The sequence below is a fragment of the Xanthomonas hortorum genome (genome assembly GCF_011305375.1).
Classification (GTDB): Bacteria; Pseudomonadota; Gammaproteobacteria; order Xanthomonadales; family Xanthomonadaceae; genus Xanthomonas; species Xanthomonas hortorum_E.
The window spans coordinates 227,355-252,906 of record NZ_VCME01000007.1; the positions used below are offsets into that span (position 1 = coordinate 227,355).

Below are 25,552 nucleotides of genomic sequence, written 5' to 3' on the forward strand. Positions count from 1 at the left end.
ATGAGCTTGCACACCACCCCGTCGCAAACCGTTGGCCCGTATTACCGGCTCGGGCTGGAGCCGCTGTATCGCGACCAGCTCGCATCTGTGCAGGCCACAGGCACGCAGGTGCAGATCAGTGGTTGTGTCTTCGATGGCGCCGGCACTCCGGTGGCCGACGCGGTGCTGGAACTGTGGCAAGCCGATGCGGCTGGCATTTACGCGCATGCCGCGGACACTCGCTATGAAACGCATGACCCCAGCTTCGATGGCTGGGGCCGTGTGCCGACCGATGCGCAGGGGCGATTTTCCTTCAGCACCATCAAGCCAGGCCAGGTCGCCGGGCCCGACGGCAAGCTGCAGGCCGCGCATCTGACCGTGCTGGTGTTCATGCGCGGGCTGCTGCGCGGCGTGTCGACACGGCTGTACTTCGCCGACGACCCGCAACTGAGCAGTGATCCTATCCTTGCCCTGGTGTCGGCCGAGCGTCGCGCCACACTGCTGGCGCAATCGCGCGGTAGTGGCAACTACGTGTGGGACATCCACATGCAGGGCGATGCGGAAACGGTGTTCTTTCATTATTGACCGCAGCATCATTGCGCGTTTGCCCATGCTGCGATGCGCACGCGTGCGCACCGCGCACGCCAGTTGGCACTCCCGCGTATCGGTGCCATGCTGCCGGCACGCCAAGAGAGGCCATGCATGACTGCGACGTCTTCCCTGTTGGGATCCTTGTTTGGCGAGCCTGCGTGCGACGCGTTGTTCGACGACGCCGCGCGTGTGCAGGCGATGCTGGCGTTCGAATCCGCGCTTGCTCGCGCGCAGGCGCAATGCGGTGTGATCCCGGCCGAGGCCGCGCAGGCCATTGCCAATGCCTGCGACGTGCAGCACTACGATCTGGCTGCGCTGGCGCAGGCCACTGCACTGGCCGGCAATCCCGCCATTCCATTGGTCAAGGCGCTAACTGCACGCGTGGCCGAACACGATGCGCAAGCCGCGCGCTGGGTGCACTGGGGCGCCACCAGTCAGGACGTCATCGATACCGGCACGGTGCTGCAGCTGCGCGCCGCGCTCGACCTGCTGCTACCGCGTCTGCAACACCTGTGTGCCGATCTGGCCGCACTGGCCAAACGCGAGCGCAATACTGGCCTGCCTGGTCGCACCTTGTTGCAGCAGGCGGTGCCGGTCACCTTCGGGCTCAAGGTCGCCGGCTGGCTGGATGCGTTGCAGCGCGCGCGCCACCGCCTGCAGGCCTTGCAGCGCGATGCGTTGGTACTGCAGTTCGGTGGCGCCGCCGGCACATTGGCGTCGCTGCAGGAGCGCGGCCTCGAGGTCGCCGAAGCGCTGGCAAAGACGCTGTCGCTGCCGTTGCCCGCATTGCCGTGGCACACCGCGCGCGACCGCCTCGTCGAGGTCGGCTGCGCCTTCGGGCTGTTGGCCGGCACCTTGGGCAAGATCGGCGGCGATGTGGTGCTGCTGATGCAATCGGAGGTCGGCGAAGTGTTCGAGCCTGCCGCTGCCGGCAAGGGCGGCTCCTCGGCAATGCCGCACAAACGCAATCCGGTTTCCAGCGTCGCCGCGATTGCGGCCGCCACGCGTGTGCCCGGCCTGGTGGCGACCTTGTTCAGCGCGATGGCGCAGCCGCATGAGCGCGCCGCCGGGCAATGGCACGCCGAATGGGAGACCTTGCCGCAGATCGTCTGCCTCACTGCCGGAAGTCTTGCGCAGATGCAGCTGTGCCTGGCCGATCTGGAACTGGACCGCGAGCGCATGCGCGCGCATCTGGATAGCCATGGCGGTGTGTTGTATGCCGAAGCGGTGGTGTTCGCGCTCGCAGCGCAGCTCGGCAAAGCGCAGGCGCATGCCCTGGTGGAGCAGGCGGTGGCACGTGCGCAGGCGCAGCAGCGGCATCTGCGCGAGGTGCTCGCCGAGGATGCACTGGTCAGTGCGGTGCTCACGCATGCGCAACTGCAGGCGCTGTTCGATGTGGATAGCTGGCGCGGCATGTCCTCGGTCTGGATCGATCGCGTGCTTGCCACCTCTTGTTCTTCTTAGCTGAAGGTACTTCGATGGCCTATCTGCAGTTGCCCACGCACCGCCTGCACTATCGGCTGGACGGCACCGAAGGCCGCCCCTGGCTGACCTTCTGCAACTCGCTCGGCACCGACCTGCACATGTGGGACACGCAGATCGCTGCTTTTGCGCCGCACTACCGCATCCTGCGCTACGACCGCCGCGGTCATGGGGATTCGGAGGCGCCGTCCGGCCCGTACAGCGTCGCCGACCTGGGCGAGGACGTGCTCGCGCTATGGAATGCGCTGCAGATCGCACAGAGCGATTTCTGCGGCCTGTCGATCGGCGGCCTCACCGGGCAGTGGCTGGGCCTGCACGCACCGCAACGGCTGCGGCGGCTGGTGGTCTGCGCCACCGCGCAGAAGATCGGCAGCAGCGAGAGCTGGAACGCGCGCATCGCACAGGTGCGCAGCGAAGGCCTGGCCGTGCTGGTCGATGCCACCTTGCAGCGCTGGTTCACCCCGCCGTTTGCCATCAGCCACGCGCAACGGCTGGAGATGATCGTGGCCGCGTTCGTGGCGACCTCGCCGGACGGCTATATCGCCTGCTGCCAGGCCGTGGCCGATGCGGATTTCCGTGGCGCGCTCGACACGCTGGCGCTGCCATTGCTCGCAATAGCTGGCGAAGATGACCCGGTCTGCCCACCCACCGATCTGCGCGAGATCGCCTCTGCCGCTCCGCACGGCCATTACGTGCAGGTGCCCGGCCGGCATATCTGCAATCTGGAATCGCCGGCCGCGTTCAACGACACCGTATTGCGCTTTCTTCAGGCCGACTAAAGCAGCTGCCAGCACGCCTGCGCTGCACGGCCGCTCCAACCATCCCCCACGCAAGAGAGATCCGATGCACGAAGACGAGCGTTATCAGGCCGGCCTGCACGAGCGCCGGCGCGTTCTCGGCGATGCGCATGTCGACCGCTCGCTGGCCGCACGCACCGAGTTCACCGAAGAGTTTCAGGAACTGATCACCCGCTACGCCTGGGGCAGCATCTGGACCCGCGACGGCCTGCCCGCGCATACCCGCTCGCTGCTGACGCTGGCGATGATGGTGGCGCTGGGCCATGACGAAGAGTTCAAGCTGCACGTGCGCGCCGCGCGCAACAACGGCGTCACGCCCGATCAGATCAAGGAGGTGTTGTTGCAGGCGGCGGTCTATTGCGGCGTGCCGGCGGCCAATCACGCATTCGCGCTGGCCAAACCGATTCTCGAAGAACAGGCCGCCGAAGGCTGAGCCGCCGCTATCGCGTGGATGCTCTTACGACCGACCTGCCGAGCGAGCCGAACGGGAACACGCTGCGCATGCCGGCAGCGCAACCACGTGTGTGTCGTGCTCGAGGCGCGAGCAGCAAGAGCGGCCAAAAAAACGATTACGCAGCCGCCAGGCGGGCACGTCGGTGCCCGGAATCGGCATGTGCCACTCGGACACCGCCAAGCATCGCAGGCAAGATGGCCACTATCGGACATCACCTCCCAAAGGGATTACTCATGACGTTGCGCTTTGCCTGCCTGATGATGCTGCTGCTTGCCACCTGTGCGCTGCAGGCACAGCCGCATCCCGGATCGGGCACGCAGCTGTCGCAGGTTCGCGCCGACGATGGCCAGACGCTGGCGGTGTGGTCGCGCGTACCGGCACAGCCGCGTGGCACGATCCTGCTGGTGCATGGGCGTACCTGGAGTGCGCTGCCCAATTTCGACCTGCAGGTTCCCGGCGAAGTGCGCGATTCGCGCTCGGTGCTGGCGGCCTTGGCGCAGGCCGGGTATGCCGCCTACGCGGTGGACCTGCGCGGCTATGGCGGCAGTGCGCGCGATGGCAGCGGCTGGAACACGCCGGCGCGCGCAGTGGCCGATGTCGCCGAGGTGCTGGCCTGGATCGCCCGCAAGCACGCGCACTTGCCGCCGCCGGCGCTGCTCGGTTATTCCAACGGCGCGCGGGTGGCGCTGCTGATCGGCCAGCAACACCCGCAGGCGCTGTCTGCGCTGGTGCTGTACGGTTTTCCGGACGATGTCGATGCGGCTCCCGATGCCACACCAACGCCAGCCCAGCCATTGCGCGCACGCACCACGGTCGCCGCAGCCGGCGAGGATTTCATCACCGCCAATGCCGCGCCCTCCGGCGTGCGTGCGGCCTACGCTGCGCAGGCGGTGTCAGCCGACCCGGTGCGCACCGACTGGCGTGCGATGGAGCAGTTCGCCTTCCAGCCCGAGCAGGTGGCAACGCTGCCGGTGCTGCTGCTGCGGGGCGTCGACGATCCCATCGCGACCCAGCCGGATAACGCGCACTTGTACGCACGCCTGCGTAGCGAAGATCGCAGCTGGGTCACGCTGCCGCACGCCGACCATGTGGCGCATGTCGAAGACACGCATGCCGCCTGGGTGGATGCGGTGGTCGGCTTTCTGCGCCGGCCGCGCTGAGCGTGTTCGACAAGCCCTAACTCAACAACGCCCCCAACCGCTGCGCCGCCTGCTTCAGCGGTTCCAGCAGCTGCGTCTGCATCGTCTGCAGGCTCACGCGTCCGGCCTGCGCGCCGATGTTGAGCGCGGCGATCACCTCGCCGCGCAGGTTACGCACCGGCACTGCGATCGAGCGCAGGCCGATTTCCAGTTCCTGGTCGGTCAGGCACATGCCTTCGCGGCGCGTACGTGCCAGCAGCTCCAGCAGCGCCGATGCCTGGGTCACCGTGCGGTCGGTGCGCGGGCGCAGCGTGGTGCGCTCCAGATACGCCTGCAAGGTGTCGCCGGGCAGGGCGGCCAGCAGCACCCGGCCCATCGAGGTGCAGTAGGCCGGCAGGCGCGTGCCCGGGCGCAGCCCGATCGACATGATGCGCACCGTCTCGGCGCGCGCCACGTACAACAGGTCGTCGCCGTCCAGCACGCCCAGCGAGCAGGATTCGTGCAGTTGGTCACGCAAGCCATCCAGCACCGGCTGCGCTGCCGCGGTCATTGATGAAGAGGCCGCATATGCCCCGCCGATGCCCAACACGCGCGGCAGCAGCACATAGCCGCGGCCCTGCTCGCCGACATAGCCCAGCTTGGCCAGCGTATGCAGCACCCGCCGCACCGCTGCGCGCGAGATGCCGGTCTCCAGGCTGATCTGCGACATCGTCACCTCGCGCGCGTGCTGGGCGAACACGCTGAGTACCACCAGCCCGCGTCCCAGCGAGGTCATGAAGTCCGGGTCGCCCTGGGCAGCGGCGATCTGCTGCATCAACTCGTGCGGCAGGCCGCGTTCGCTCCCGACTGCGGGCACGGCGGTGGGGCGTTTGCGTCGGCTGGCGGCGGGCTCGGGCATTGGGTCGCAGGTTGGACAGGTTTGCGCATGGTAAGCGCTCACGCCGATGCATGCCCCCGGTCGCAGCTTGTGCCTGGACATGTAATCGCTTCACCCTGCTTGCCGCATAATCGCCGCTGGTTTGTTCCGGATCGGTCCTCTTAGTCCATGAAAACCCCCAAGGGCCTGCAACCGCTGATCGACGACGGCATCATCGACGAAGTGTTGCGACCACTGAAGAGCGGCAAGGAAGCATCCGTCTATGTGGTCAGCACAGGCGCCGACATCCTGTGCGCGAAGGTCTACAAAGACATGGCGCAGCGCAGCTTCCAGGCGCGCGTGCAATACCAGGAAGGCCGCAAGGTGCGCGGCAGCCGCCAGGCACGCGCGATGGGCAAGGCCACCAAGTTCGGCCGCCGCGAAGCCGAGACCGCGTGGAAGAACACCGAAGCCGAGGTGCTCTACCAGCTGATGGATGCCAGCGTGCATGTGCCCAAGCCGCGCGGCTATTTCCACGGCGTGCTGCTGATGGATCTGGTCACCGACGAAGCCGGCCACAGCGCACCGCGGCTGGGCGAGGTAGAGCTGGAACCGGAGCAGGCGCGCATCTTCCACACCAGCCTGATCGGCGATGTGGTCAAGATGCTGTCGTTGGGCCTGGTGCACGGCGATCTGTCCGAATACAACGTGCTGGTCTCGCCCGAGGGCCCGGTGTTGATCGACTTCCCCCAGGTGGTCAGCGCCGCCGGCAACAATGCCGCGCGCGACATGCTGCTGCGCGATGTGCACAACCTGCGCGATTGCCTCGGCCGTTTTGCGCCGGAGTTGCTGGAAACCTACTACGGCGAAGAGATGTGGGCGCTGTTCGAAAAGGGCGAGCTGCGCCCGGACAGCGTGCTGACCGGACGCTTCAAGTTCGACACCCACCGCGCCGACGTACGCGCCATCCGTGCCTCGATCGAAGACGCACGCCAGGAAAATCTCATTCGCCAGCAAGGCCGCGAGGCAGCTGCGGAAGACGAAGATTAGCCAGCGGCTGTCGCGCCCTATGCGGCGCGACACTGGCAATGGCGTACACGGCGCGCTGCCAGCGTGCACTGTTCATGGGCAACGTGTCGGTGCGCGCTGAGCGCGCCGATGCCAGCGCGTACAGACGCGATGCGGCGCAGCAAAAAACCAACTGACGCTGATTGCGTGACTGTCGCACAAGCCAGCCAGGCACTGCCCTTGCCGCCGTATGCAAGGCCAGTCAAGGGTTTTGCAGCGCTGCGGCGTGCATCAGGCAATGCCATTGAAATTATTTATGCAATTTAATGGTGATTGATCATAAGTATCTGGCAGGCTCGCTCCTCGTCTCCTGGAGGGTCTGTCATGTCGTTTGATCCTGATGTCGTGCGCCTGTTTGCCCAGCTTCAACAATCCGGTCAACCGGCCATGGATACCCTACCGATCGAAGGTGCGCGCGCGATGATGCGTGCGCTCGGCGCGCAGCTCGGCTTCCCGCGCGTGGAGATGGCGCAGGTACGCGATCTGCATGCCGACACCGCTGCAGGCCCGGTGCCGTTGCGGTTGTATCGACCATCCGAGCTTGCCCCCGGCCCCGCCCCGACCTGCCTGTTCGTGCATGGCGGCGGTGGTGTGGTGGGCGATCTGGACTCCCATGACGACGTCTGCCGGCAACTGGCTGCGCGTGCCGGCTGTCAGCTGTTGGCGGTCGACTATCGTCTGGCACCCGAGCACCCCGCACCGGCCGGCGTGGAAGATGTGATTGCCACGCTGCAGTGGCTGGTCGCCCAGCCCGAAGCGGTCGGCGCCGATGTGCAGCGCCTGGCCATCGCCGGCGACAGCATTGGCGGCGCCATGGCTGCAGCCGCAGCGCTGGCCGCGCGCGATGCCGGCATCGCGTTGCGCTGCCAGGTGTTGGTGTATCCGCTCACCGATGCACGCGAGGACACGGGGGTGTACCCGTCGCGATCGCACAATGCCGGCCTGCCGCCGCTGACCGCAGAGGCGGTGCGCTTTTTCAATCGACATCTGTTGCCCGACCCGTCCATTGCACAGGACTGGCGCGTCTCACCGATGCTGGTGCCCGATGTGGCCGGCGTTGCGCCTGCACTGGTCGTGGTGGGCGATCGCGACATGCTCTACGACGAAGGACGCGCCTATGCCGAGCGGCTGCGTGCTGCCGGCGTGGAAGTCACCTTGCACAGCTTCCCCGGCATGATCCACGGTTTCATCAACATGGGCGGCGTACTGCGCGCCGCCGACGAGACGTTGGCGCTGGCGGCACTTGTACTGCGCCAGCGCTTGTTGCCCACCATCGGGCGGTGGGCGAGTGACTAGAAATTGAAGCGGAAGGTGGTCATCAGTACGTGGTTTTCGCGGTCCACTGCAGGGGTGTTGACGAACTGATTCAGATACCCGACATCGACATTGGAGATGGCGTTGAACTTCCAGTTAATGCCGACGAATACGCGGTTCTGATCGAGACCGCGTCGCGCGCCCCATTCGGTCTGATCGAGATTGACGAACAGTTCGTTGAACGCCACCCACGACAATTGCGGCGACAACGCACTGGGCCGCACGGCCCGGATCATCTGGCGCACCCGGTAGCCTTCATCGCTGAAGCCTTCGCGGTGGCGTTGCTCCAGACGCGTGCGGCTGGTAATGGTGATATTGGCAATCGGGTCGAACTGATATTGAAACTGCCCCCACCAGCGATTTTCGCGGTTGGAGGATTGCCCGGCCGGATGGCTGATAATGGTGTCGTAGCCCATCCAGACACTGGCTTTGGGATTGAGGCGGTAAAACACGGCGGGGCGCAGAATCAACTGGTCGAACTGCTCGCCTTCCTCGCGCCAGCGCGGATGGATATCCATGCTCCAGTACAGATTTTCGACCGGCAACTTGCCCTGGGCATACACACTCAACCAGTAACGGCCATCTTCTTCGGTAGTGGCCATCGCCGGCGCGATGTTCGCCAGCATCAGCAATAAAAGCAGACAGGCACTGCGCAGAGTTGCCTTCAACATCGCACTCGATCTGTTCATGGATTAGAAAGTCGTCATAGTTGATCGAGCATAGCAACTTCCCCCGTGCCGCTAGAGGCCGCCGGACGAGTGGCAAGCCTGCGTGCGTCGGTGGCTTCGCACGTGGCGACATGGCATCGCATGCTGACATCTGTTGGCAACGTTTCGCGCATCGGTCCACTGAGGGCGCTTGCACGCGCACCGGCGTGGGACACGCCGCAAGTACGTAGGCGCTTATGCGGCATCCCTGCCGCATAAGGTCCCACGCCGGCACGCGCGCGAGCACCACCGACTGTTGTCGGTGGCTGTGGGACAAGCGACGGCTGGTTGATTGATCTAGTTGTACGCGAGACCTTCGCTGGCGACCGAGTGGCAGCGCGATGGATGACCGACGTCATCGTGGAATCCGTCGGAACACTTGCTTGCCGAGCAGCGACGTAATCGATTAACTAACCACAAGCCCCTCACGCCACCTGGCTGCGCCGCGCGCGTTCCAGATGCACCAGCAGCAGCGAGATCGCCGCCGGCGTCATGCCGGCAATACGCTGGGCCTGGCCGATACTTTGCGGGCGCACGCGTTCGAGTTTCTGTTGCACTTCGATCGACAGGCCACGCACGCCGGCATAATCGAACCCTTCTGGAATCGGCGTGGTTTCGTGGCGTTGCTGACGCGCGATGTCGTCGCGTTGGCGGTCCAGATAGCCGGCGTATTTGACGCTGATCTCGACCTGCTCGGCCACCTGCGCATCGTCCACGCCCGGGCCCAGTGTCGGCACGCGCATCAGCGCGGCGTAGTTGAGTTCGGGGCGCTTGATCAGATCCAGTACGTTGGTCTCGCGGCTCACCGCCACGCCCAGCGTCTGGGCCACTTCGCGGCCCAGCGCATTGCCCGGGGTTGCCCACAATGCCTGCAGGCGCGCGCTTTCGCGCTGCACCGCCTCCTGCTTGGCCGAAAACCGCACCCAGCGCACATCGTCGACCAGGCCCATCGCACGGCCCACGCCGGTCAGGCGCGCGTCGGCATTGTCTTCGCGCAGCTGCAGCCGGTATTCGGCGCGGCTGGTGAACATGCGATACGGCTCGGTGGTGCCGTGGGTAATCAGATCGTCCACCAGCACGCCCAGGTACGCTTCATCGCGACGCGGCGACCACGCCGGCAAGGCCTGCACATGGCGCGCGGCATTGAGGCCGGCCAGCAATCCCTGTGCGGCGGCTTCCTCGTAACCGGTGGTGCCATTGATCTGCCCGGCGAAGAACAGCCCGCCCACCGCCTTGGTTTCCAGCGAGGCCTTGAGCCCGCGCGGGTCGAAGAAGTCGTACTCGATCGCATAGCCGGGGCGGGTGATATGCGCCTGCGCAAAGCCATGGATCGAACGCACCAGCGCCAGCTGCACATCGAACGGCAGCGAGGTGGAGATGCCGTTGGGATAGATCTCGGTGACCTCCAGGCCTTCGGGCTCGACGAAGATCTGGTGGCTGGTCTTCTCGGCAAAGCGCACCACCTTGTCCTCGATCGACGGGCAGTAACGCGGGCCGATGCCTTCGATCTGTCCCGAATACAGCGGCGAGCGATGCAGCGCGCTGCGGATGATGTCGTGGGTCTGTTCGGTGGTGTGAGTGATCCAGCAGCTGACCTGGCGCGGGTGATCGCTGCGCTGGCCCATGAACGACATCACCGGCAACGGGTCGTCGCCCGGCTGTTCCTGCATGACGCTGTAGTCGAGCGTGCGCCCGTCGATACGCGGCGGGGTGCCGGTCTTGAGCCGGTCGATCGTAAACGGCCGCTCGCGCAGGCGTGCGGCCAGCGTGGTGGCCGGCGGGTCGCCCATGCGCCCGGCCGCGTACTGGGTCTCCCCAACATGGATCTTGCCGGCAAGGAAGGTACCGGCCGTGAGCACCACTGCGGGTGCTTCGAAACGCAGCCCGGTCTGGGTGATGATCCCGCGCACGCTGTCGCCCTCGGCGGCGCCGTTGTGGATGAGTAGATCGTCCACCGCCGCCTGGAACACGGTCAGGTTGGGCTGCGCCTCCACAATGCTGCGGATCGCATTGCGATACAGGTTGCGGTCGGCCTGGCAGCGCGTGGCGCGTACCGCCGGCCCCTTGGAGGCATTGAGCGTGCGCCACTGGATGCCGGCCAGATCCGCCGCGCGTGCCATCGCCCCGCCCAGCGCGTCGATCTCCTTGACCAGATGACCCTTGCCGATCCCGCCGATGGCCGGGTTGCAGCTCATCGCGCCCACCGTCTCGATGTTGTGGGTCAGCAGCAAGGTGCGGGCACCGGCGCGCGCGGAGGCCAGCGCGGCCTCGGTGCCGGCATGGCCGCCGCCGATCACGATGACGTCGTAGCGATAGAAAGAGTCGGACATGGGCGTGGACTGGGAAGCGGAAGGAGGACAAGCGGCCGCGAAAGTATCGGCTGAAGGGCGATTGAGGTCACTCAATCGATAAAAATGTGATGTGAATCACATTATCGAACAATGGCACTCAAGTTGGCATGTTCCGTGCGGATATCCCTACTGCACCCGTCGTGGCATTGCGACATGGGCGCAAGGCTGGAATTGGAACAGGGGCCAGCCGCGCGTGCGATGGGGTAGCGTAAGGGTCGGTAGTCGGGGGACTGCCGACCCTTATTTTTTTCTGCGGCTTGGTGCCGCCGCCGAGGTTTCTTTTGCCGGGGCTGATGCCGTCCGGCGCTGCCAGATTACGCAACGACAAAAGCATAAAGCCCCGGCATGCCGGGGCTTTATGCGTTGAAGGCGCCGATATCCGACAGGGCCGGAACAGGGGGGATCCAGATTTCCCTGTCGGACATCGACATAAGTCAGTCAGTGCAGCGCGTCAGGTCAAAAAATGACGTGGCGGGTCACACAGAGCACCTAGCTTGCAACCAAGTGCCGGCTGAACGCAAGCCCCCAATCTATCCATTTGTGGGCCGCGTCGCAGTCAGCAACTCAGGGGATCTGCTCACGGGTAGTGCGGGGTGCGGTCTGCCGTTGAATCTGCCGGATCACCCCTGGCGGCGCACCGATGCGTGCGGGCGGCCGCGACGGCGGAGCGCCGGTTGCCGGTGGACGATTGGGCTGCTGCGGACGCGGGCCATTGGGGCGGGGACCGTTCGGACGCGGGCCATTGTGGTACGAGCCGTTCGGGCGCGGCGGCCGGTATTGTGGGCGCCGATCGTTCTGCCGGTAGTAGTAGCCGCCACCACCGCGATAGACCGGATACACCGGGTAGTCGTACAACCCGATCGAACCGGCGCCATAGGGATTGCCGTACGGATTGCCGTAGAAATACGGCGAGTAACCAGGCGGGTAGCGATACTGTACGGCCGGAGCGCCACGGTAATAGCCGCCCGACCCACCGCCGGTGTAGTCGTAAGTCGCGCAGCCGCTCAGAGCCAGTAGCCCGGCGGCGAAGATCAGACGGAATTTCATGGATGGTGCCCTCCTGCAACCATGGTGCCACTTTCGAACCGATGCATTGAATCGGTCCTTAACTGTGTCGCTATGTGGCGCTTTTTCATCGATCCAGCATGCGCGGGAATTGTGCGCGCAACCGTGAAGAGTGGGGGATACGTTAATCTTGCAGGCATGATCGAGACGGTTTCTCTTGCCCATTCCGACGTCCTGCAAGCCGCTGCGCGCATCGCGCCGCAGTGCGCGCCGACACCGTTGCTGACCTCGCACAGCCTGGATGCGCTCTGCGGCGCGCAGCTGTTCTTCAAGGCCGAACACCTGCAGCGCAGCGGTGCGTTCAAGTTCCGTGGCGCCTGCAATGCGGTGTGGTCGTTGCCCGAGGAACTGGCCGCGCGCGGCGTGGTCACGCATTCGTCCGGCAACCACGGCGCCGCCTTGGCGCTGGCCGCGCGCACCCGTGGCATCGGTTGCCATGTAGTGGTGCCGGAGGGTGCGGTGGCCGCCAAGTTGGCCAATATTTCCCGGCACGGCGCCACGCTGTGGCGTTGCGCACCGACCATCGCCGCGCGCGAGCAGCTGTGCGCGGAAGTGCAGGCCAGCAGCGGCGCGACGCTGGTCCATCCCTACACCGACCCGGCCGTGATCGCCGGACAGGGCACCGCCACGCTGGAGCTGTTGCACCAGAGCGGCGGGCTGGACATGCTGGTGGCGCCAGTCGGCGGCGGCGGGCTGGCTGCCGGTGCAGCCTTGGCGCTGCAGGCCGCGCCGGGTTGCGCACTGGTGCTGGCCGAGCCCAGCGGGGCGGCCGACACCGCTCGCTCGCTGGCGGCGGGCGAGCGCCTGGTCGATTTCGTTCCCGACACCATTTGCGACGGCCTGCGCGGCACCCTGGGCGCGCCGAACTTCGCACTGTTGCAGGCGGCCGGCGCGCAGGTGATCACCGTGGACGATGCCGCAGTGGTGCAGGCGATGCGGCTGATCTGGCAGGTGCTCAAACAAGTCGTAGAGCCATCTTCGGCGATTGCGCTGGCGGCGGTGCTGGCCGACCCGGCGCGCTTTGCCGGGCGCCGGGTGGGGCTGATCCTGTCGGGCGGCAATGTAGATCTGGATGCGCTGCCATGGGCCGCGGCGTGAGCAGGCGTTCGCGCGGGCTCGGCCTGTGGGGCTGGGGCTGGCGGTTGTGCATGCTGGCGGCGATCTGGCTGGTGGGCGTGGCGGGCTGGATCGTGTGGATCGGCGACCGCGACCAGGCCGCGCCGGCCGATGTGATCATCGTGCTGGGCGCGGCCGCCTACGACGCGCGGCCTTCGCCGGTGTTCGAAGAGCGCATCCGGCATGCGCTGGATCTCTACGCGCAGGGCTATGCGCCGCGGCTGTTGTTCACCGGGGGCTTCGGCAATGGCGCGCGCTTTGCCGAGTCGCAGGTCGCGCGGCGCTATGCGCTGCGTCACGGCATCCCGCCGGAAGCGATCGTGATCGAAACCGAATCACGCACCACCCGCCAGAACCTGCAGCAGGCGCGCGCGCTGATGGAGCGCCACGGCATGCACCGGGCCATCATCGTCAGCGACCCGCTGCATATGGCGCGCGCGCTGCGGCTGAGCCAGGAGCTGGGCGTGGATGCGCTGGCCTCGTCCACCCCCAGCACGCGCTTTCGCAGCTTCCACACCAGCTGGCGCTTTCTGCTGCAGGAGGTCTATTACTTCCACCGCGATCTGGTGGTGCAGGGCGCCTGATGCCGGGTCTGCAGCGTGCGATGACGTTGCAGTGCAAGACGCGCTCTATGATGCGGCTTTCCCAGCGGCAGGTTCGAGCATGAGCGAGAGCAATCGGCAACGCGCCACCGGCCTGGTCCAGGCCTACTACGAAGCATTCAATCGCGGCGAGTGGGACGCCATGTTGGCGTTCCTGGCCGACGATGTGGCGCATGACCTCAATCAGGGGCCGCGCGAGATCGGCCGTGCGGAATTCGCCGCCTTTCTGCAACGCATGAACGACAGTTACCGCGAGCAGTTGCGCGACATCGTGATCACCGCCAACGAGGACGGCACCCGGGTCGGCGCCGAGTACGTGGTGCACGGGGTCTACCACACCACCGACGAGGGCCTGCCGGAGGCCAACGGGCAGACCTACGTGCTGCCGGGTGGCGCGTTCTTCGATGTGCGCGAGGGCAAGATCACCCGCGTCACCAACTACTACAACCTGCAGGAATGGATCGCGCAGGTCTCGCGCTGATTGCATGGCCGGCACGGGCTAGACCTGCGTAGGAGCGCACCTGGGCGCGATGAGGCGCTACCGGGAATGCTTGGTCGCGCCCGGGTGCGCTCCTACGTGGTTAGTGCGGTAGTGCGGCCGGACCTATGCCTATGTAGGAGCGCGCCTGCGCGCGATAAGGCTTTCTCGGTAACGCTTCATCGCGCGCAAGCGCGCTCCTACGCGGTCGGTCTTGGCGTTACAGCAACACGATGCCGACCACTACCAGCACGAAGATGCCCCACTTGAGGATCTGGTACAGCGGGTTGTTGCGTTCCTTCAAGGCCTTGGCCTTCAGGCGGCCAGCGTAGAAATAGCGGAACACGCGGTTGATGCCGCCGGTCTTGTCGCCTTCCTGATTGGGCGAGGCGCCGGCCGAGAGCAGGCTGCGGCCGACGAAGCGGTTCAGTGCCGCCGCCCAGCGCCAGCGCATCGGGCGCTCGATATCGCAGAACAGGATGATGCGGTCCTGGTCGGTGTCGTTGCGCGCGTAGTGGATGTAGGTTTCGTCGAACATGGTCCATTCGCCATCGCGCCAGCTGTGACGCTGGCCATCGACGTCGATGAAACAGCGATCGTCGTTGGGCGTGGCCAGGCCCAGATGCAGACGCATGGACCCGGCGAACGGGTCACGGTGCGGGCGCAGTTCGCTGCCCGGCGGCAACTCGGCGAACATCGCCGCTTTCACCGTGGGGATGGACTTCAGCAAGGCGGTGGTCTGCGGGCACAGCTCGGACGCCGACGGGTGCGCGGTGCCGTACCACTTCAGATAGAAGCGCTTCCAGCCACGGCGAAAAAACGAGTTGAAGCCGATGTCGGTGTAGCCGTCTGCCGCGCGGATCTTCTGCATCTGCTGCAGGGCCACCGCTTCGTCGCGGATCAGCGACCAGTTGGCGCGCAACGGTGCCAGCTCAGGGAATTCCTTGCCGGGATCGATGAAGGGCGTGGTCGGCACCCGCGAACACAGATACATCAGCGTGTTGATCGGTGCCATGAAGGTGGAATGGTCCAGCAACTGCCGGCTGAGCCGGTGCCGCACGCGACCGCGGTAATGGATGTAAAGCGCCGATGCGATGAACAGCGCGATGATGAGCCACTTCAACATGGAGAAGGCCAATTAGGGAGCGGGGGCCGCAAACGCAAGAGCGGGATCAAAACGACGGTGCAGCAGCCGGGCGCTGCCGGTGCGCGGAACCTGCATGTACTGCACACGTACACACCGGTTCCTCCGCGCCGTCTGCACGCACCTGACGACTGCTTGCCACGTTTTGCCAGCCACTCTGGTTGAGGCGTTGAACAAGGTGAGCCGTCACAGGAACATGCGGCCGTTAACGATTGAATTCTACCGGGTGTCGCCGCCGAGCCTGACAGGTCGGCATTGGCATCGGCCCAAGATTGTGTGTCTCACCGGCAGCAGGTGCATTGCGGCCAGCGATCTGTACCGCCGCTCAGTCGATGCGGCGGCGGATCGGGATCGAGGCCAACGGTACGCTGGCGATGTCGTGCCCTTGTTCGCGGATGGGCGCGCCCGGTGCCGGTGCCCAGGCGTGCGCGTAGATCACTTCCCAGGAGCTGGGCAAGGTGCCGTCGGGCCGCCGTAACGGCTCGTACGCGGCGCTGGCGGCGGCGAAGCGACCGCGTCCGGTCAGGGTGGCGCGGCGATCGCTGAGCGCGTTGGTGGCGCCCATCGCCCGCAGTTCGCGCATCAAGGCTGGCAGGTCGCTGTAGGTCAGCGTGAACAGGTCGCGGTCCAGCACCGGGTCGCGGAAGCCGGACATCAACAAGGCATCGCCGAACTGCGCGATCGGCGGGAAGCGGCTGACGTGCGGGGCCGGGTCGGCCTGGGCGAAGGCTTCGCGCAGTTCGATCAGCGTCTCCGGGCCGAAGGTGGAGCACAGCAACAGTCCGCCCGGTCGCAGTGCGCGGCGGAAGCCGGCGAACACCGCCGGCAGGTCTTCCACCCACTGCAGGCACAGATTGCTGAAGATCACATCCACGCTGCCGTCGGCGACCGGGAGCGCGCGCGCATCGGCGCAGACCTGCGCGAACGGTTTCCACCAGCCCGCGGCCTTGCGCGCCTGGCGCAGCATCGGCATGGCCTGATCGAGGGCGATCACCTGCGCCTTGGGCCAGCGTTTCTTGATCGCGCCGCTGGCATGGCCGGGGCCGGCGCCGACATCCAGCACCACCTTGGGCAGCTGGTCGTCAAAGTAGTCGAGCGATTCGAGCAGGCGCGTTTCCGCTTCGCGCTGCAGTGCGGCGGCGGCGGCATAGCTACTGGCGGCACGCGCAAAGGCGCGCCGGACGTGGCGGGGGTCGAAGGTACTGTTCATTGCGGGGCTATTGTCGCCGCTGCGCGCGGCGGAGGGAATCGATGTGTGGTGTTAGATGGAGTTCGGGCGCTGCGCAGGTGGTCATGCGGCATTGGCCTGGGCTGGAGGCTCGAGCGATCTGCACTGTGTCTTGCCAAGCAAGCATCAGACAGCGGTAGAGATCACCGCGTTGATTGCAAGGCGCGGTGCCTTGACCCACGGAATCTGTAACTCGCTGCACGCCCGCAACTGTGAGCACTTGATCCGTGCCCGCCTGCCGTTCGCTGCGTTCGCGCGACGTGGACCGAAGATGCGCTGCAGGGTGTGGGGTATGCAAGCCGCCATGCGAGGTGCCGCAGCTCGCCTGAGGCGATGCAGTCCGGCTAGAACGTGCCGGGATAGCTGCCGCCATCGATCAGCAGGTTCTGCCCGGTGATGTAGCCGGCCTGCGCGCTGCACAGGAATGCGCAGGCCGCGCCGAATTCGTCCGGCTCGCCGAAGCGCCCGGCCGGAATGCCCGCGCGCTTGCGCTCGGCGATGTCCTCGGCGGTGCCGCCTTGCTGTTGCGCGATCGCGGCGAAGTTGCCACGCAGCCGGTCGGTGGCGAACTGGCCGGGCAGCAGATTGTTGATGGTGACGTTATCGGCCACCGTGCTGCGCGCCAGCCCGGCGACGAAGCCGGTGAGGCCGGCACGCGCGCCGTTGGACAGGCCCAGGATGTCGATCGGCGCTTTCACTGCGCTGGAGGTGATGTTGACGATGCGGCCGAAGCGCCGTGCGCGCATCGCATCGATGCTGGCGCGGATCAGTTCGATCGGCGCCAGCATGTTGGCGTCCAGTGCGCGCAGCCAGTCCTCGCGTTCCCACTGCCGAAAATCGCCGGGCGGCGGGCCGCCGGCGTTGTTGATCAGGATGTCGACCTGCGGGCAGGCGGCAAGTGCATCGGTGCGTCCCTGCGGGGTGGCGATATCGGCCACCACGCTGCGCACCTCGCCGGCACCTGGCAGCGCGCGCAGCGCATCGGCGGACTGCTCCAAGGCATCGCGCCCGCGCGCGACGATCACCACGTTGACGCCTTCGCTGGCCAGTGCGCGTGCGCAGCCCAATCCGAGACCTTTGCTGGCGGCGCATACCAATGCCCAACGTCCGGCGATGCCCAAGTCCATGCGCTGCTCCCTCGATCAGTGAGTTGGCATGATCGGCGATCCGCTCACGGTACGGACGCAACGAAGCGTTGCAGTGCCTCGCTCACTTGATCGGCGTGGCCGAGAAACGGTGCGTGACCGCCGCCGGCGATGGTGAGTGCTTGCGCGTGCGGGGCCAACGCCGCGGCGGCGTGCATGCCGGCTGCAGGGACCAGGCGATCGCGTTGGCCGGCAATCCACAGGCTGGGGCGGGCCAAGTGCGGCAGAGCGCGGCGCAGGTCGGTGCGTTCCAGCAGGCTCAGGCCTTGTTGCAAGGCGTCGGCGGCCGGTTCGCCGCGCGCAACCAGCGTCTCGCGCAGGCTGCGCAGCTCGGCGCGGGCATGCGCCGAGCCCAGCGTGTCCAGCGCCAGAAAGCGCTCCAGGGTGCCGCGATAATCGCGCGACAAGTCCTGGCCGAATTGCACGAAGACCTCGCCTTCGACCGCCTCCGGCCAATCGCTGCCACGCACGAACCGCGGCGTGGCCGCGATCATCGCCAGCCCGCGTACCTGCGGCTGGGTGGCGGCGGCATGCAGCGCGAACAAGCCGCCCAACGACCAGCCGATCCACACTGCCGGCGGCGTTGCCGCAGCGATCGCGGCGACCACGTAAGGCAGCGCCAATGGCGTGCTGTCGTCGCGGCTGAAACCGTGCCCGGGCAGATCCACCAGATGCAGTTGATAGTGCGGCGCCAGCCGCTCCACCAGTGGTGCAAACACGCCGCCGTGCAGGGCCCAACCGTGCAGAAGAACCAGCGCAGGCCCGTGGCCAATGACGTCGATATGCATGCGCGCATTGTCGCCGATCGGCACGGATCGGCGTGCACAGATCCGCGCGGGAGGAGCGGTGAGTCTTGAGTCGGTGCATGAAGCTTGCGCGTGGCGCGTTGACCCTGGGATTCGAGCCAGTTCCGTTGCGTGCTCGCATGACCATGACCATGACCGTGTCAGCGCCAACGCCACTGATCCAGCAAGTGTCAGCTGGGCGTGGACTGCGCTCGGCACTGCAGTGGCCGGGTGGTCCATGTCACCCCGCGCACCGGCTGCGCTGCCCGGCGGCTGCGCAGTCGTTTCGATCGCCGTCCTCAGGCGGAGGCGCGCAGCGGTTGCCGGCTCACCACATCGCGCGCCTGCACCAGGGCTTCGATCAACGTCTGCACCTGTTGTGGCGTGTGCAATGCAGATAGGGTGATGCGCAAGCGCGCCTTGCCTTCGGGCACGGTGGGCGGGCGGATCGCACCGATCAGAAAGCCGGCCTGTTCCAGCGCAGCGGACATCGCCATCACCGTGGATTCTTCGCCGCACAGCAAGGGCTGGATCGGTGTATCGGAGGCCATCAGTTCGAAGCCATACCGGCGCGCGCCATCGCGAAAACTGCCGATCAATTCGGTCAGCCGCGCCCGCCGCCAGTCGTCGCGCCGCGCCAGGCGCACGGCCGCCAGGGTCGCGGCGACCTGTGCCGGCGGCAGCGCGGTGGTGTAGATGTACGGGCGCGCGGTTTCGGCCAGATGGCGCACCAGCGCTTCGTCGCCGACCACCACCGCGCCATAGCCACCGAGCGCCTTGCCCAGGGTCACCAATTGCAGCGGCACTTCGGCCACGCCGAGCCCCGCATCGGCAACGCAACCGCGCCCTTGCGGGCCGAGCACGCCCACCCCATGCGCATCGTCGACGTAGAACAGCGCTTCCTGCATGCGCGCGACCAGACTCAACGCACGCAGCGGCGCAACATCGCCATCCATGCTGAAAACGCCATCGCTGGCCAGCATCGCCGCGCCCTCGGGCGCGCCCTTGAGCTGACGCATCGCGCCTTCCACATCCAGATGCGGATACCGCCGCAGCCGGCAGCCGGCCAGGCGTGTGGCATCGAGCAGGCTGGCGTGATTGAGCCGGTCCTGCACGCAGACATCGTCTTCTTCGCTGAGCAAGGCCTGCTGCACGGCCAGGTTGGCGATAAAGCCGCTGCCGAACAGCAGCGCCGATGGATAGCCGAGCCAGTCGGCGATCTCGCGTTCGAGCGTTTCGTGTGCAGTGTGGTGGCCGCAGATCAGATGCGAGGCGGTGGCGCCGGCACCATCGCGCGCGGCGGCATCCTGCAGCGCGGCGACCACTTCGAACTGCTGCGACAGACCCAGATAGTCGTTGGAGCAAAAACCGGTCAGCCAGCGGCCATCGATTTCCAGCCGCACACCATCGCGGCGGCCTACCTGGCGCCGCACCCGTACCCGTTCCTGGGCCACACGCAACTTGCGCAGCGACGAAATCCGTTCGTGCAGATCGGGGCGAGCCATGGAGTCGTTCAACGGCGGGAGGGGCCGCTAGCGTAGCGTGCCCGGCTCAACGCGCCCAGCCGGCACCGACGACCGGTGCCGGCTGGGTGGAGCTGCGGTTACGCGGCGTGTTCGCAGGCCGCGTCGCGGGTGATGTCGGCATGCACGGTGCCGGGGTGGTCGTGGTCGGCGGCGTCCACGGTGATCTGCATCGGGCGCAGGCCCAGGCGCTGGAACAGGGCCTGGTCGCGTTCGGTGTCCGGGTTGCCGGTGGTCAGCAGTTTTTCGCCGTAGAAGATCGAATTGGCACCGGCCAGGAAACACAGCGCCTGCAGTTCGTCGCTCATCGCCTCGCGGCCTGCCGACAGCCGCACCATCGATTTGGGCATGGCGATGCGGGCAACGGCAATCATGCGCACGAACTCGAACGGGTCCAGTTGCTGGGTGCCATGCAACGGCGTGCCGGCGACCTGCACCAGCTGGTTGATCGGTACCGAATCCGGATGCGACGGCAGCGTGGCCAGCGCCAGCAGCAAGCCGACGCGGTGCTCGCGGGTTTCGCCCATGCCGACGATGCCGCCGCAGCAGGTTTTCAGGCCCACATCGCGCACGTGCTCCAGGGTGTTCAGGCGGTCCTGGTACTGGCGGGTGTGGATGATGGAATCGTAGTAATCCGGCGCGGTGTCCAGATTGTGGTTGTAGTAGTCCAGCCCGGCGTCCTTGAGCGCGCGCGCCTGGCCGGCGTCGAGCATGCCGAGCGTGGCGCAGGTCTCCAGGCCCATCGCCTTGACCTCGCGGATCATCGCCGCGACCTTGGGGATATCGCGCTCCTTGGGCGAGCGCCAGGCCGCGCCCATGCAGAAGCGCGAGGCGCCGGCGGCCTTGGCTTGGCGCGCCTTGGCGACGACCTCTTCGGTCTCCATCAGCTTCTGCGCGGTCACCCCGGTGTCGTAGCGCTGCGCCTGCGGGCAGTACGCGCAGTCTTCCGGGCAGCCGCCGGTCTTGACCGACAACAGCGTGGAGACCTGCACTTCGGCCGGATCGAAATGGGCGCGGTGCACGCTGGCGGCGCGGTGCAGCAGCTCCGGAAACGGCAGATCGAACAGCGCCTGCAGCTCTTTGCGATCCCAGTCATGGCGTACGACAACAGACATTGGGGTTTCCTGACAGTCAGCGGCATGGAAGGCAGGCAGTCTGGTGAGCATGCAAGAGGCTGTCAACTTCGATGGGGTGCGCTCGGTTTACAGGTGGCCGCAACGGGTGTTGCGGCTGCTGCTGCCGAGCGTGTGCCTGGTCTGTGCAGAGGCCGGCACTGCCGATTGCGATCTGTGCCCGGCATGCCGCGCGGCCCTGCCGGATCACGGCCACGCCTGCCTGTGTTGCGCGACGCAGTTATATGTTTCCGATGGGGCGCTGCGATGCGGACACTGCCTGCAGCACCCGCCACCGCTGCAGCGCGTGCATGCGTGCTTCACCTATCGCTGGCCGGTGGATGGCTTGCTGCGGCGTTTCAAGTTTCATCAGGATCTACCGGCCGGTCGCTTGCTCAGCGAGTTGATGGCCAAACGCTGTGCGGACTTGCCGCGCCCACAGGCGCTGGTGCCGGTGAGCCTGCATCGGCAGCGCCTGCGCCAGCGCGGCTACGACCAGGCGTTGGAGCTGGCCACACCGATTGGCCGCGCGCTGCGGTTGCCCTGCCTGCCGTTATTGCGACGCGTGCGGGCGACCGCACCGCAATCGGAGCTGGATGCGGACGAACGCCAACGCAATATGCGGGATGCGTTCGTGGCGCGCGGCGTGTTGCCAGCGCATGTGGCGCTGGTGGACGACGTGATGACCACTTGCGCCACGCTGCACGCGGCGGCGCAGGCGTTGCGCCGCGCGGGCGTGCAGCGGGTGGATGCGTGGGTGTGCGCGCGGGTGCCGTGAGGCTTGGCTTACGCGTTGTAGCCTGCACCGTGAGGCTTCGCACGCACCCATTCCCGCCTGGATGGAAGTTTGACGGCGACGGGCAAACAAGTTGCGAGCCCACCCAAGTCATGGAAACGACCTGCCGAAGCGACAGCGTGACCGGGGATTGGCGGAGAGCGGCACAGGGATGTGCCGCGGCGGCGAGTCAGACAGGATGTCTGACCGAGCCGAGGAGCCGATTCCCGGTCGCGCTGTCGCATCCCACCGAAGCCGGCACCTGACAAGTGGAACCATTCCGTACCCCCAAACCCCGCTCCGCGCCCCAGCCCGCGTTTCGCGGGCGCTTCAAGGCGCGCAAACAGTGCCTTCTCGTCCCGGGCTTAACTCGCGACGCGATTGCCGCATCTGCCCGTCAGCGCAACGCCAGCGCCGCCGCGATGCCGACGAAGATCGCCAAGCCCACCCAGTTGTTGTGCAGGAAGGCGCGGAAGCAGGGGCTGCGTTCGCGATGGCGGGCGATGCGGAATTCGTAGGCCACCAGCAGCGCAGCGATGCCCAGCCCGGCCCAGTAAGCGGTGGCGAGACCGGCACGCAGGCCCACCAGCACCAGGGCCGCGAACATCAATGCATACAGCACGCCTTGTGCGACCAGATCGAACTTGCCAAACAGGATGGCGGTGGACTTGCTGCCCATGCGCAGGTCGTCCTCGCGGTCGACCATGGCGTACCAGGTGTCGTACGCGGTGGCCCACAGGATATTGGCCGCGTACAGCAGCCAGGCAAGCACCGGCACGCTGCCTTGCACCGCCGCGAAGGCCATCGGGATGCCCCAGCCGAATGCCATGCCCAGATAGACCTGGGGCAGGTGGGTGTGGCGCTTGAGATAGGGATAGCTGGCGGCCAGGAACACGCCCGGCACGCTCAACGCCACGGTCAGCCAGTTGAGCGTGAGCACCAGCGCGAATGCCACCAGCATCAGCACCACGAACACCCACAGCGCCTCGCGCCCGGATACCGCACCGGTGGCCAGCGGACGCGACTTGGTGCGCTCCACATGCGGGTCCAGCCAGCGGTCGGCGTAGTCGTTGATCACGCAACCGGCCGAGCGGGTCAGCCAGACCCCGGCGGTGAACACGCACAGCGTCCATAACGGCGGCAGGCCATCGGCAGCCAGCCACAGCGCCCACCAGGTGGGCCAGAGCAGCAACAGGCTGCCGATCGGGCGATCGCCGCGGATCAACTTCCAGTACTGCCCCAGTCGCTGTGGCCAGCTCAGCGCGTGCGCCACGGGCACGTGTTCGAAACCATGCTTGCTCATGCCGCAAAGGGTAGCAGTGCGGCTTGGATGCGGTCATGCGCTGGCCGGCTGGTCGAGCCGTGCAAGGCGATGCCTGCTGCGATGACGTCGCTGTCAGCGCGTGCCGTAGACGCAGTGGGTCACATGGCGGCCGTGAATGCGGCAGGCGACAGATTTCAAGGACGGCCCCAAGGCGGGCAACGCCCTGGTGCGCCAGCGGTTCGGCCTGCGCTGCGGGTTTCCCGCGGGTGGCGGCTGTTCTGGCATAATGCGCGGCCAGGCGCTCGTAGCTCAGCCGGATAGAGTAGTGGCTTCCGAAGCCATTGGTCGGGGGTTCGAATCCCTCCGGGCGCACCAGATGGTCCCTCCAGGGACATCCAAGAAAGTCCAAAACCCCTGAGAAATCAGGGGTTTTTTGTTGTCTGCAGGTCCTGCTAGGTCCGCCATGATCCATTGAAATCCAGGCTGATCGGGGGCATAAATGGGGGCATCAGCCCCCAGCACGGATACGGATGCCCCCATGCCCCTAAGTGATGCTGCAATACGTAGTGCAAAGCCCGCTATCAAGCCGGTGAGGCTGTTCGATGGCGGCGGGCTGTACGTCGAGATCTCACCGAAAGGCGCCAAGCTCTGGCGATGGAAGTATCGATTCGGCGGAAAGGAGAAACGCTTGGCACTAGGGGTCTACCCAGAGGTCAGCCTGGCAGAGGCGCGAGCGCAGCATCTGGAGGCACGGAAAGTCATTCGGTCAGGCATCGACCCAGGGGAGAAGAGAAGGCTCGACAGGCTGGTTGGCGTTGACCGGTCCCAGCTCAGCTTTGCGGTTGTCGCTGCGGAGCTACTGGAGCTACATGCCAAGAAGAATTCCGCCTTGACGATGAAGCGCAATGGCAGAATCGTTGAAAAGGACCTCAACCCCTATCTGGGCCATAGGCCTATCGCTGAGATATCTGCGCCGGAACTCCTGGCTGTCCTGCGCAAGATAGAAACGCGCGGTGCCGTCGAGACAGCACATCGAGCGCGGGGTATCGCCAGTATGGTGTTTCGATATGCCATCACGGTGGGCAAGGCTGAGCGTGACCCGGCTGCCGATCTTTTTGGAGCGCTAGAGACTCCAAAGGTGCAGAACTTCGCCAGCTTGACCGAGCCGGCCGCCGTGGCGCCCTTGCTGCGCGCCCTGTGGGGGTACGAAGGAAGTCCGGTCGTACGCGCCGCCCTCAGGTTTGCGCCGCTGGTCTTCGCACGGCCGGGCGAACTGCGCACCGCCAAATGGAAAGATATCGATCTTGCTGCCGGAGAGTGGCGGTACGTCGCTTCTAAGACAGGGACTCCACACATTGTCCCGCTTGCCTCCCAAGCAGTTGAAGTTCTTCGCGAGCTTGAGCCAATTACCAAGAGCAGTGAGTTTGTATTTCCCAGCCTTCATGGAAAGGGGAGGCCGATCAGCGATAACACCATCAATGCTGCACTGAGGCGGATGGGATTTGACTCCAAAACGATGACCAGTCACGGCTTCCGTGCGATGGCTCGTACGATCCTGGATGAGGTGCTTGGCTTTCGTCCTGACTACATCGAACACCAGCTCGCGCATGCTGTGCGTGACCCAAATGGCAGGGCATACAATCGCACAGCTCATCTCACCGAGCGCCGAAAAATGATGCAAGCGTGGGCCGACTATCTAGACGATCTACGGACGCCGCGGCAGGCAAGTTGAAATATGGCTGGTATCCCATAATGACACGCGGCCAAAAGTATCCTACTGGTCAGACATGGCTCAACCAAGGTGAAGTTTGGAAATTCGGAACATCAAAAAATGTGCCAACTAGGTATTCACAAAGCTATCTAGATAGCATAGGTACTGGTGGCGTTAGGATAGACCCGGAATTTAGCGGGACCCTGGGCGAAGCCCTTATGTTAGAGCGCATGAAGATAGACAATGCTGTGCACCAAAGTGGTAGCCTCCCACCTGGAAACAAAATTAGAAGATGATTCCATGCAGCTACGATTGACAAGTGATGCAAACTGGGAGGCTCGGACCGGTCGGGTCATGGAAGTGCTAGTCAATAGAGCAGATTTTTTCTCTGAAAAATTTTACGGCTCTGGATTATCTAAGTTAGTGATAGTTTTAATGTGTAGATTGCCGGAACTGGACTTTAGGAAGAGAGTAAGGTTTTCAAAGAAAAATCTCGAGTTGTATTCAGATGTAATGCTTAATTACGAGGTAATGGTTCAGTCTTCCATGAGAGATCGGATGTTGTATGTAGCTGATCAGATAAATATTCAAATTTCAGATGTAGTTCGTAATAAAAAAATATATGAATTTGAAGGATTCATATTCTTGAATGACCTTAAAGAGTGGCTTGATAAAACCGTCGTTGAGTACGATGGGCATACAAGCGGCGCTTGGCAGTATTAGGAGGCTGGAAAAGTCACCCAAAACGCTTGGCGCTATCGGCTCGAGTTACGGAGTCATCAATGCAACTGGTGTTCGGTGACGCGGAGATCCTGGGGGCGAGCATGCCGGTCCTAAGCGTATCTCGCAGAGCCAGGACTTGATGC

The 25,552-nt window shown here is 65.4% G+C and carries 24 protein-coding genes, 1 tRNA gene and 2 other RNA genes; 15 read left to right on the forward strand and 12 right to left on the reverse strand.

Going from position 1 to position 25,552, the window contains the following annotated elements:
- The 5 genes from pcaG (at position 1) to FFY45_RS08790 (ending at position 4,463) form a co-directional block, all read left to right on the forward strand.
- Positions 1-564 (forward strand): protocatechuate 3,4-dioxygenase subunit alpha, encoded by a 564-nt coding sequence (gene pcaG / locus FFY45_RS08770; protein ID WP_176340134.1) that lies wholly within the window; start codon positions 1-3, stop codon positions 562-564.
- 117 nt (positions 565-681) lie between these two features.
- Complete coding sequence (locus tag FFY45_RS08775) at positions 682-2,034, forward strand: 3-carboxy-cis,cis-muconate cycloisomerase (protein ID WP_500692576.1); 1,353 nt, start codon at positions 682-684, stop codon at positions 2,032-2,034.
- Between the two features lie 14 nt (positions 2,035-2,048).
- Positions 2,049-2,831 carry a 3-oxoadipate enol-lactonase gene (pcaD, locus tag FFY45_RS08780; RefSeq protein ID WP_176340135.1) on the forward strand — a complete coding sequence of 261 codons (783 nt, stop codon included), beginning with the start codon at positions 2,049-2,051 and terminating at the stop codon, positions 2,829-2,831.
- A gap of 64 nt (positions 2,832-2,895) precedes the next feature.
- On the forward strand, positions 2,896-3,282 hold the full coding sequence (pcaC, locus tag FFY45_RS08785) for a 4-carboxymuconolactone decarboxylase (protein ID WP_006449044.1): 387 nt from the start codon (positions 2,896-2,898) through the stop codon (positions 3,280-3,282).
- A 254-nt stretch (positions 3,283-3,536) separates the two neighbouring features.
- Entirely contained in the window at positions 3,537-4,463 is a 927-nt protein-coding gene (locus tag FFY45_RS08790; RefSeq protein WP_176340136.1) for an alpha/beta hydrolase, read from the forward strand.
- Between the two features lie 16 nt (positions 4,464-4,479).
- Here FFY45_RS08790 and FFY45_RS08795 read toward each other — a convergent pair whose 3' ends face one another.
- A complete protein-coding gene (locus FFY45_RS08795; RefSeq protein ID WP_055828399.1) occupies positions 4,480-5,340 on the reverse strand; it encodes an IclR family transcriptional regulator domain-containing protein in 861 nt (286 codons plus the stop codon).
- A 147-nt stretch (positions 5,341-5,487) separates the two neighbouring features.
- On the opposite strand from FFY45_RS08795, the gene FFY45_RS08800 reads away from it, so the two are divergent.
- The gene (locus FFY45_RS08800; protein ID WP_176340137.1) at positions 5,488-6,348 is read left to right on the forward strand and encodes a PA4780 family RIO1-like protein kinase; all 861 of its coding nucleotides are present in this window, start codon (positions 5,488-5,490) and stop codon (positions 6,346-6,348) included.
- A gap of 342 nt (positions 6,349-6,690) precedes the next feature.
- A complete protein-coding gene (locus FFY45_RS08805) occupies positions 6,691-7,662 on the forward strand; it encodes an alpha/beta hydrolase (RefSeq protein WP_176340138.1) in 972 nt (323 codons plus the stop codon).
- Here the strand turns inward: FFY45_RS08805 and FFY45_RS08810 are convergent.
- From FFY45_RS08810 to FFY45_RS08820, 3 genes are all read right to left on the reverse strand, one after another.
- On the reverse strand, positions 7,659-8,369 hold the full coding sequence (locus FFY45_RS08810) for a DUF2490 domain-containing protein (protein ID WP_176340139.1): 711 nt from the start codon (positions 8,367-8,369) through the stop codon (positions 7,659-7,661). The two genes, FFY45_RS08805 and FFY45_RS08810, sit on opposite strands and share 4 nt — an antisense overlap.
- A gap of 443 nt (positions 8,370-8,812) precedes the next feature.
- A complete protein-coding gene (gene mnmG, locus FFY45_RS08815) occupies positions 8,813-10,717 on the reverse strand; it encodes a tRNA uridine-5-carboxymethylaminomethyl(34) synthesis enzyme MnmG (RefSeq protein WP_176340140.1) in 1,905 nt (634 codons plus the stop codon).
- A gap of 585 nt (positions 10,718-11,302) precedes the next feature.
- Positions 11,303-11,785, reverse strand: coding sequence for a hypothetical protein (locus tag FFY45_RS08820; RefSeq protein WP_168959119.1), 483 nt, complete (start codon positions 11,783-11,785; stop codon positions 11,303-11,305).
- A gap of 156 nt (positions 11,786-11,941) precedes the next feature.
- On the opposite strand from FFY45_RS08820, the gene FFY45_RS08825 reads away from it, so the two are divergent.
- The 3 genes from FFY45_RS08825 (at position 11,942) to FFY45_RS08835 (ending at position 14,002) form a co-directional block, all read left to right on the forward strand.
- Positions 11,942-12,901, forward strand: coding sequence for a pyridoxal-phosphate dependent enzyme (locus FFY45_RS08825; RefSeq protein WP_176340141.1), 960 nt, complete (start codon positions 11,942-11,944; stop codon positions 12,899-12,901).
- Positions 12,886-13,503, forward strand: coding sequence for a YdcF family protein (locus FFY45_RS08830; protein WP_006451966.1), 618 nt, complete (start codon positions 12,886-12,888; stop codon positions 13,501-13,503). Before FFY45_RS08825 ends, FFY45_RS08830 begins: the two co-directional genes overlap by 16 nt.
- 79 nt (positions 13,504-13,582) lie before the next feature.
- Positions 13,583-14,002, forward strand: a complete 420-nt coding sequence (locus FFY45_RS08835; protein WP_176340142.1) for a nuclear transport factor 2 family protein — start codon at positions 13,583-13,585, stop codon at positions 14,000-14,002.
- Between the two features lie 217 nt (positions 14,003-14,219).
- On the opposite strand, the gene lpxO is transcribed toward FFY45_RS08835, so the two are convergent.
- A complete protein-coding gene (gene lpxO / locus FFY45_RS08840; RefSeq protein ID WP_176340143.1) occupies positions 14,220-15,125 on the reverse strand; it encodes a lipid A hydroxylase LpxO in 906 nt (301 codons plus the stop codon).
- A 94-nt stretch (positions 15,126-15,219) separates the two neighbouring features.
- Between lpxO and FFY45_RS08845 the strand changes: the two genes are divergently transcribed.
- Positions 15,220-15,297: non-coding RNA, sX9 sRNA (locus FFY45_RS08845), on the forward strand.
- 171 nt (positions 15,298-15,468) lie between these two features.
- Here FFY45_RS08845 and bioC read toward each other — a convergent pair.
- The 6 genes from bioC to bioB form a co-directional block, all read right to left on the reverse strand.
- Entirely contained in the window at positions 15,469-16,353 is an 885-nt protein-coding gene (gene bioC, locus FFY45_RS08850) for a malonyl-ACP O-methyltransferase BioC (RefSeq protein ID WP_104551520.1), read from the reverse strand.
- A gap of 362 nt (positions 16,354-16,715) precedes the next feature.
- The gene (locus tag FFY45_RS08855) at positions 16,716-17,498 is read right to left on the reverse strand and encodes an SDR family oxidoreductase (RefSeq protein ID WP_176340144.1); all 783 of its coding nucleotides are present in this window, start codon (positions 17,496-17,498) and stop codon (positions 16,716-16,718) included.
- A 44-nt stretch (positions 17,499-17,542) separates the two neighbouring features.
- Entirely contained in the window at positions 17,543-18,304 is a 762-nt protein-coding gene (bioH, locus tag FFY45_RS08860) for a pimeloyl-ACP methyl ester esterase BioH (protein WP_176340145.1), read from the reverse strand.
- A gap of 162 nt (positions 18,305-18,466) precedes the next feature.
- Positions 18,467-18,541: non-coding RNA, sX9 sRNA (locus tag FFY45_RS08865), on the reverse strand.
- Positions 18,542-18,600: 59 nt separating this feature from the next.
- A complete protein-coding gene (gene bioF / locus FFY45_RS08870) occupies positions 18,601-19,806 on the reverse strand; it encodes an 8-amino-7-oxononanoate synthase (protein ID WP_006452457.1) in 1,206 nt (401 codons plus the stop codon).
- A 98-nt stretch (positions 19,807-19,904) separates the two neighbouring features.
- On the reverse strand, positions 19,905-20,939 hold the full coding sequence (bioB, locus tag FFY45_RS08875) for a biotin synthase BioB (protein ID WP_023902310.1): 1,035 nt from the start codon (positions 20,937-20,939) through the stop codon (positions 19,905-19,907).
- Between the two features lie 49 nt (positions 20,940-20,988).
- On the opposite strand from bioB, the gene FFY45_RS08880 reads away from it, so the two are divergent.
- A complete protein-coding gene (locus FFY45_RS08880; protein ID WP_176340146.1) occupies positions 20,989-21,714 on the forward strand; it encodes a ComF family protein in 726 nt (241 codons plus the stop codon).
- Positions 21,715-22,108: 394 nt separating this feature from the next.
- Here the strand turns inward: FFY45_RS08880 and ubiA are convergent, their stop codons facing one another.
- Positions 22,109-23,014: a 4-hydroxybenzoate octaprenyltransferase gene (gene ubiA, locus FFY45_RS08885; protein WP_176340147.1), complete on the reverse strand. Its 906-nt coding sequence runs from the start codon at positions 23,012-23,014 to the stop codon at positions 22,109-22,111.
- Positions 23,015-23,273: 259 nt separating this feature from the next.
- Here ubiA and FFY45_RS08890 point away from each other — a divergent pair.
- The 3 genes from FFY45_RS08890 (at position 23,274) to FFY45_RS08900 (ending at position 25,409) form a co-directional block, all read left to right on the forward strand.
- Positions 23,274-23,350: transfer RNA gene (locus tag FFY45_RS08890), tRNA-Arg, on the forward strand.
- A 163-nt stretch (positions 23,351-23,513) separates the two neighbouring features.
- Entirely contained in the window at positions 23,514-24,707 is a 1,194-nt protein-coding gene (locus FFY45_RS08895; protein ID WP_176340148.1) for a tyrosine-type recombinase/integrase, read from the forward strand.
- Between the two features lie 222 nt (positions 24,708-24,929).
- Entirely contained in the window at positions 24,930-25,409 is a 480-nt protein-coding gene (locus tag FFY45_RS08900) for an Imm44 family immunity protein (protein WP_176340149.1), read from the forward strand.
- Positions 25,410-25,552: the final 143 nt, after the last annotated feature.

Coding starts and splice junctions, on each gene's coding strand:
- pcaC (WP_006449044.1), top strand. CDS start 2,896: ATGCACGAAGACGAGCGTTATCAGGCCGGCCTGCACGAGCGCCGGCGC.
- FFY45_RS08880 (WP_176340146.1), top strand. CDS start 20,989: ATGCAAGAGGCTGTCAACTTCGATGGGGTGCGCTCGGTTTACAGGTGG.
- ubiA (WP_176340147.1), bottom strand. CDS start 23,014: ATGAGCAAGCATGGTTTCGAACACGTGCCCGTGGCGCACGCGCTGAGC.
- lpxO (WP_176340143.1), bottom strand. CDS start 15,125: ATGTTGAAGTGGCTCATCATCGCGCTGTTCATCGCATCGGCGCTTTAC.
- FFY45_RS08830 (WP_006451966.1), top strand. CDS start 12,886: ATGGGCCGCGGCGTGAGCAGGCGTTCGCGCGGGCTCGGCCTGTGGGGC.
- bioC (WP_104551520.1), bottom strand. CDS start 16,353: ATGAACAGTACCTTCGACCCCCGCCACGTCCGGCGCGCCTTTGCGCGT.
- FFY45_RS08805 (WP_176340138.1), top strand. CDS start 6,691: ATGTCGTTTGATCCTGATGTCGTGCGCCTGTTTGCCCAGCTTCAACAA.
- FFY45_RS08820 (WP_168959119.1), bottom strand. CDS start 11,785: ATGAAATTCCGTCTGATCTTCGCCGCCGGGCTACTGGCTCTGAGCGGC.
- FFY45_RS08800 (WP_176340137.1), top strand. CDS start 5,488: ATGAAAACCCCCAAGGGCCTGCAACCGCTGATCGACGACGGCATCATC.
- FFY45_RS08810 (WP_176340139.1), bottom strand. CDS start 8,369: ATGAACAGATCGAGTGCGATGTTGAAGGCAACTCTGCGCAGTGCCTGT.
- FFY45_RS08790 (WP_176340136.1), top strand. CDS start 3,537: ATGACGTTGCGCTTTGCCTGCCTGATGATGCTGCTGCTTGCCACCTGT.
- FFY45_RS08895 (WP_176340148.1), top strand. CDS start 23,514: ATGCCCCTAAGTGATGCTGCAATACGTAGTGCAAAGCCCGCTATCAAG.
- FFY45_RS08795 (WP_055828399.1), bottom strand. CDS start 5,340: ATGCCCGAGCCCGCCGCCAGCCGACGCAAACGCCCCACCGCCGTGCCC.
- FFY45_RS08775 (WP_500692576.1), top strand. CDS start 682: ATGACTGCGACGTCTTCCCTGTTGGGATCCTTGTTTGGCGAGCCTGCG.
- bioH (WP_176340145.1), bottom strand. CDS start 18,304: ATGCATATCGACGTCATTGGCCACGGGCCTGCGCTGGTTCTTCTGCAC.
- FFY45_RS08835 (WP_176340142.1), top strand. CDS start 13,583: ATGAGCGAGAGCAATCGGCAACGCGCCACCGGCCTGGTCCAGGCCTAC.
- FFY45_RS08825 (WP_176340141.1), top strand. CDS start 11,942: ATGATCGAGACGGTTTCTCTTGCCCATTCCGACGTCCTGCAAGCCGCT.
- pcaD (WP_176340135.1), top strand. CDS start 2,049: ATGGCCTATCTGCAGTTGCCCACGCACCGCCTGCACTATCGGCTGGAC.
- FFY45_RS08855 (WP_176340144.1), bottom strand. CDS start 17,498: ATGGACTTGGGCATCGCCGGACGTTGGGCATTGGTATGCGCCGCCAGC.
- FFY45_RS08900 (WP_176340149.1), top strand. CDS start 24,930: ATGCTGTGCACCAAAGTGGTAGCCTCCCACCTGGAAACAAAATTAGAA.
- bioB (WP_023902310.1), bottom strand. CDS start 20,939: ATGTCTGTTGTCGTACGCCATGACTGGGATCGCAAAGAGCTGCAGGCG.
- mnmG (WP_176340140.1), bottom strand. CDS start 10,717: ATGTCCGACTCTTTCTATCGCTACGACGTCATCGTGATCGGCGGCGGC.
- pcaG (WP_176340134.1), top strand. CDS start 1: ATGAGCTTGCACACCACCCCGTCGCAAACCGTTGGCCCGTATTACCGG.
- bioF (WP_006452457.1), bottom strand. CDS start 19,806: ATGGCTCGCCCCGATCTGCACGAACGGATTTCGTCGCTGCGCAAGTTG.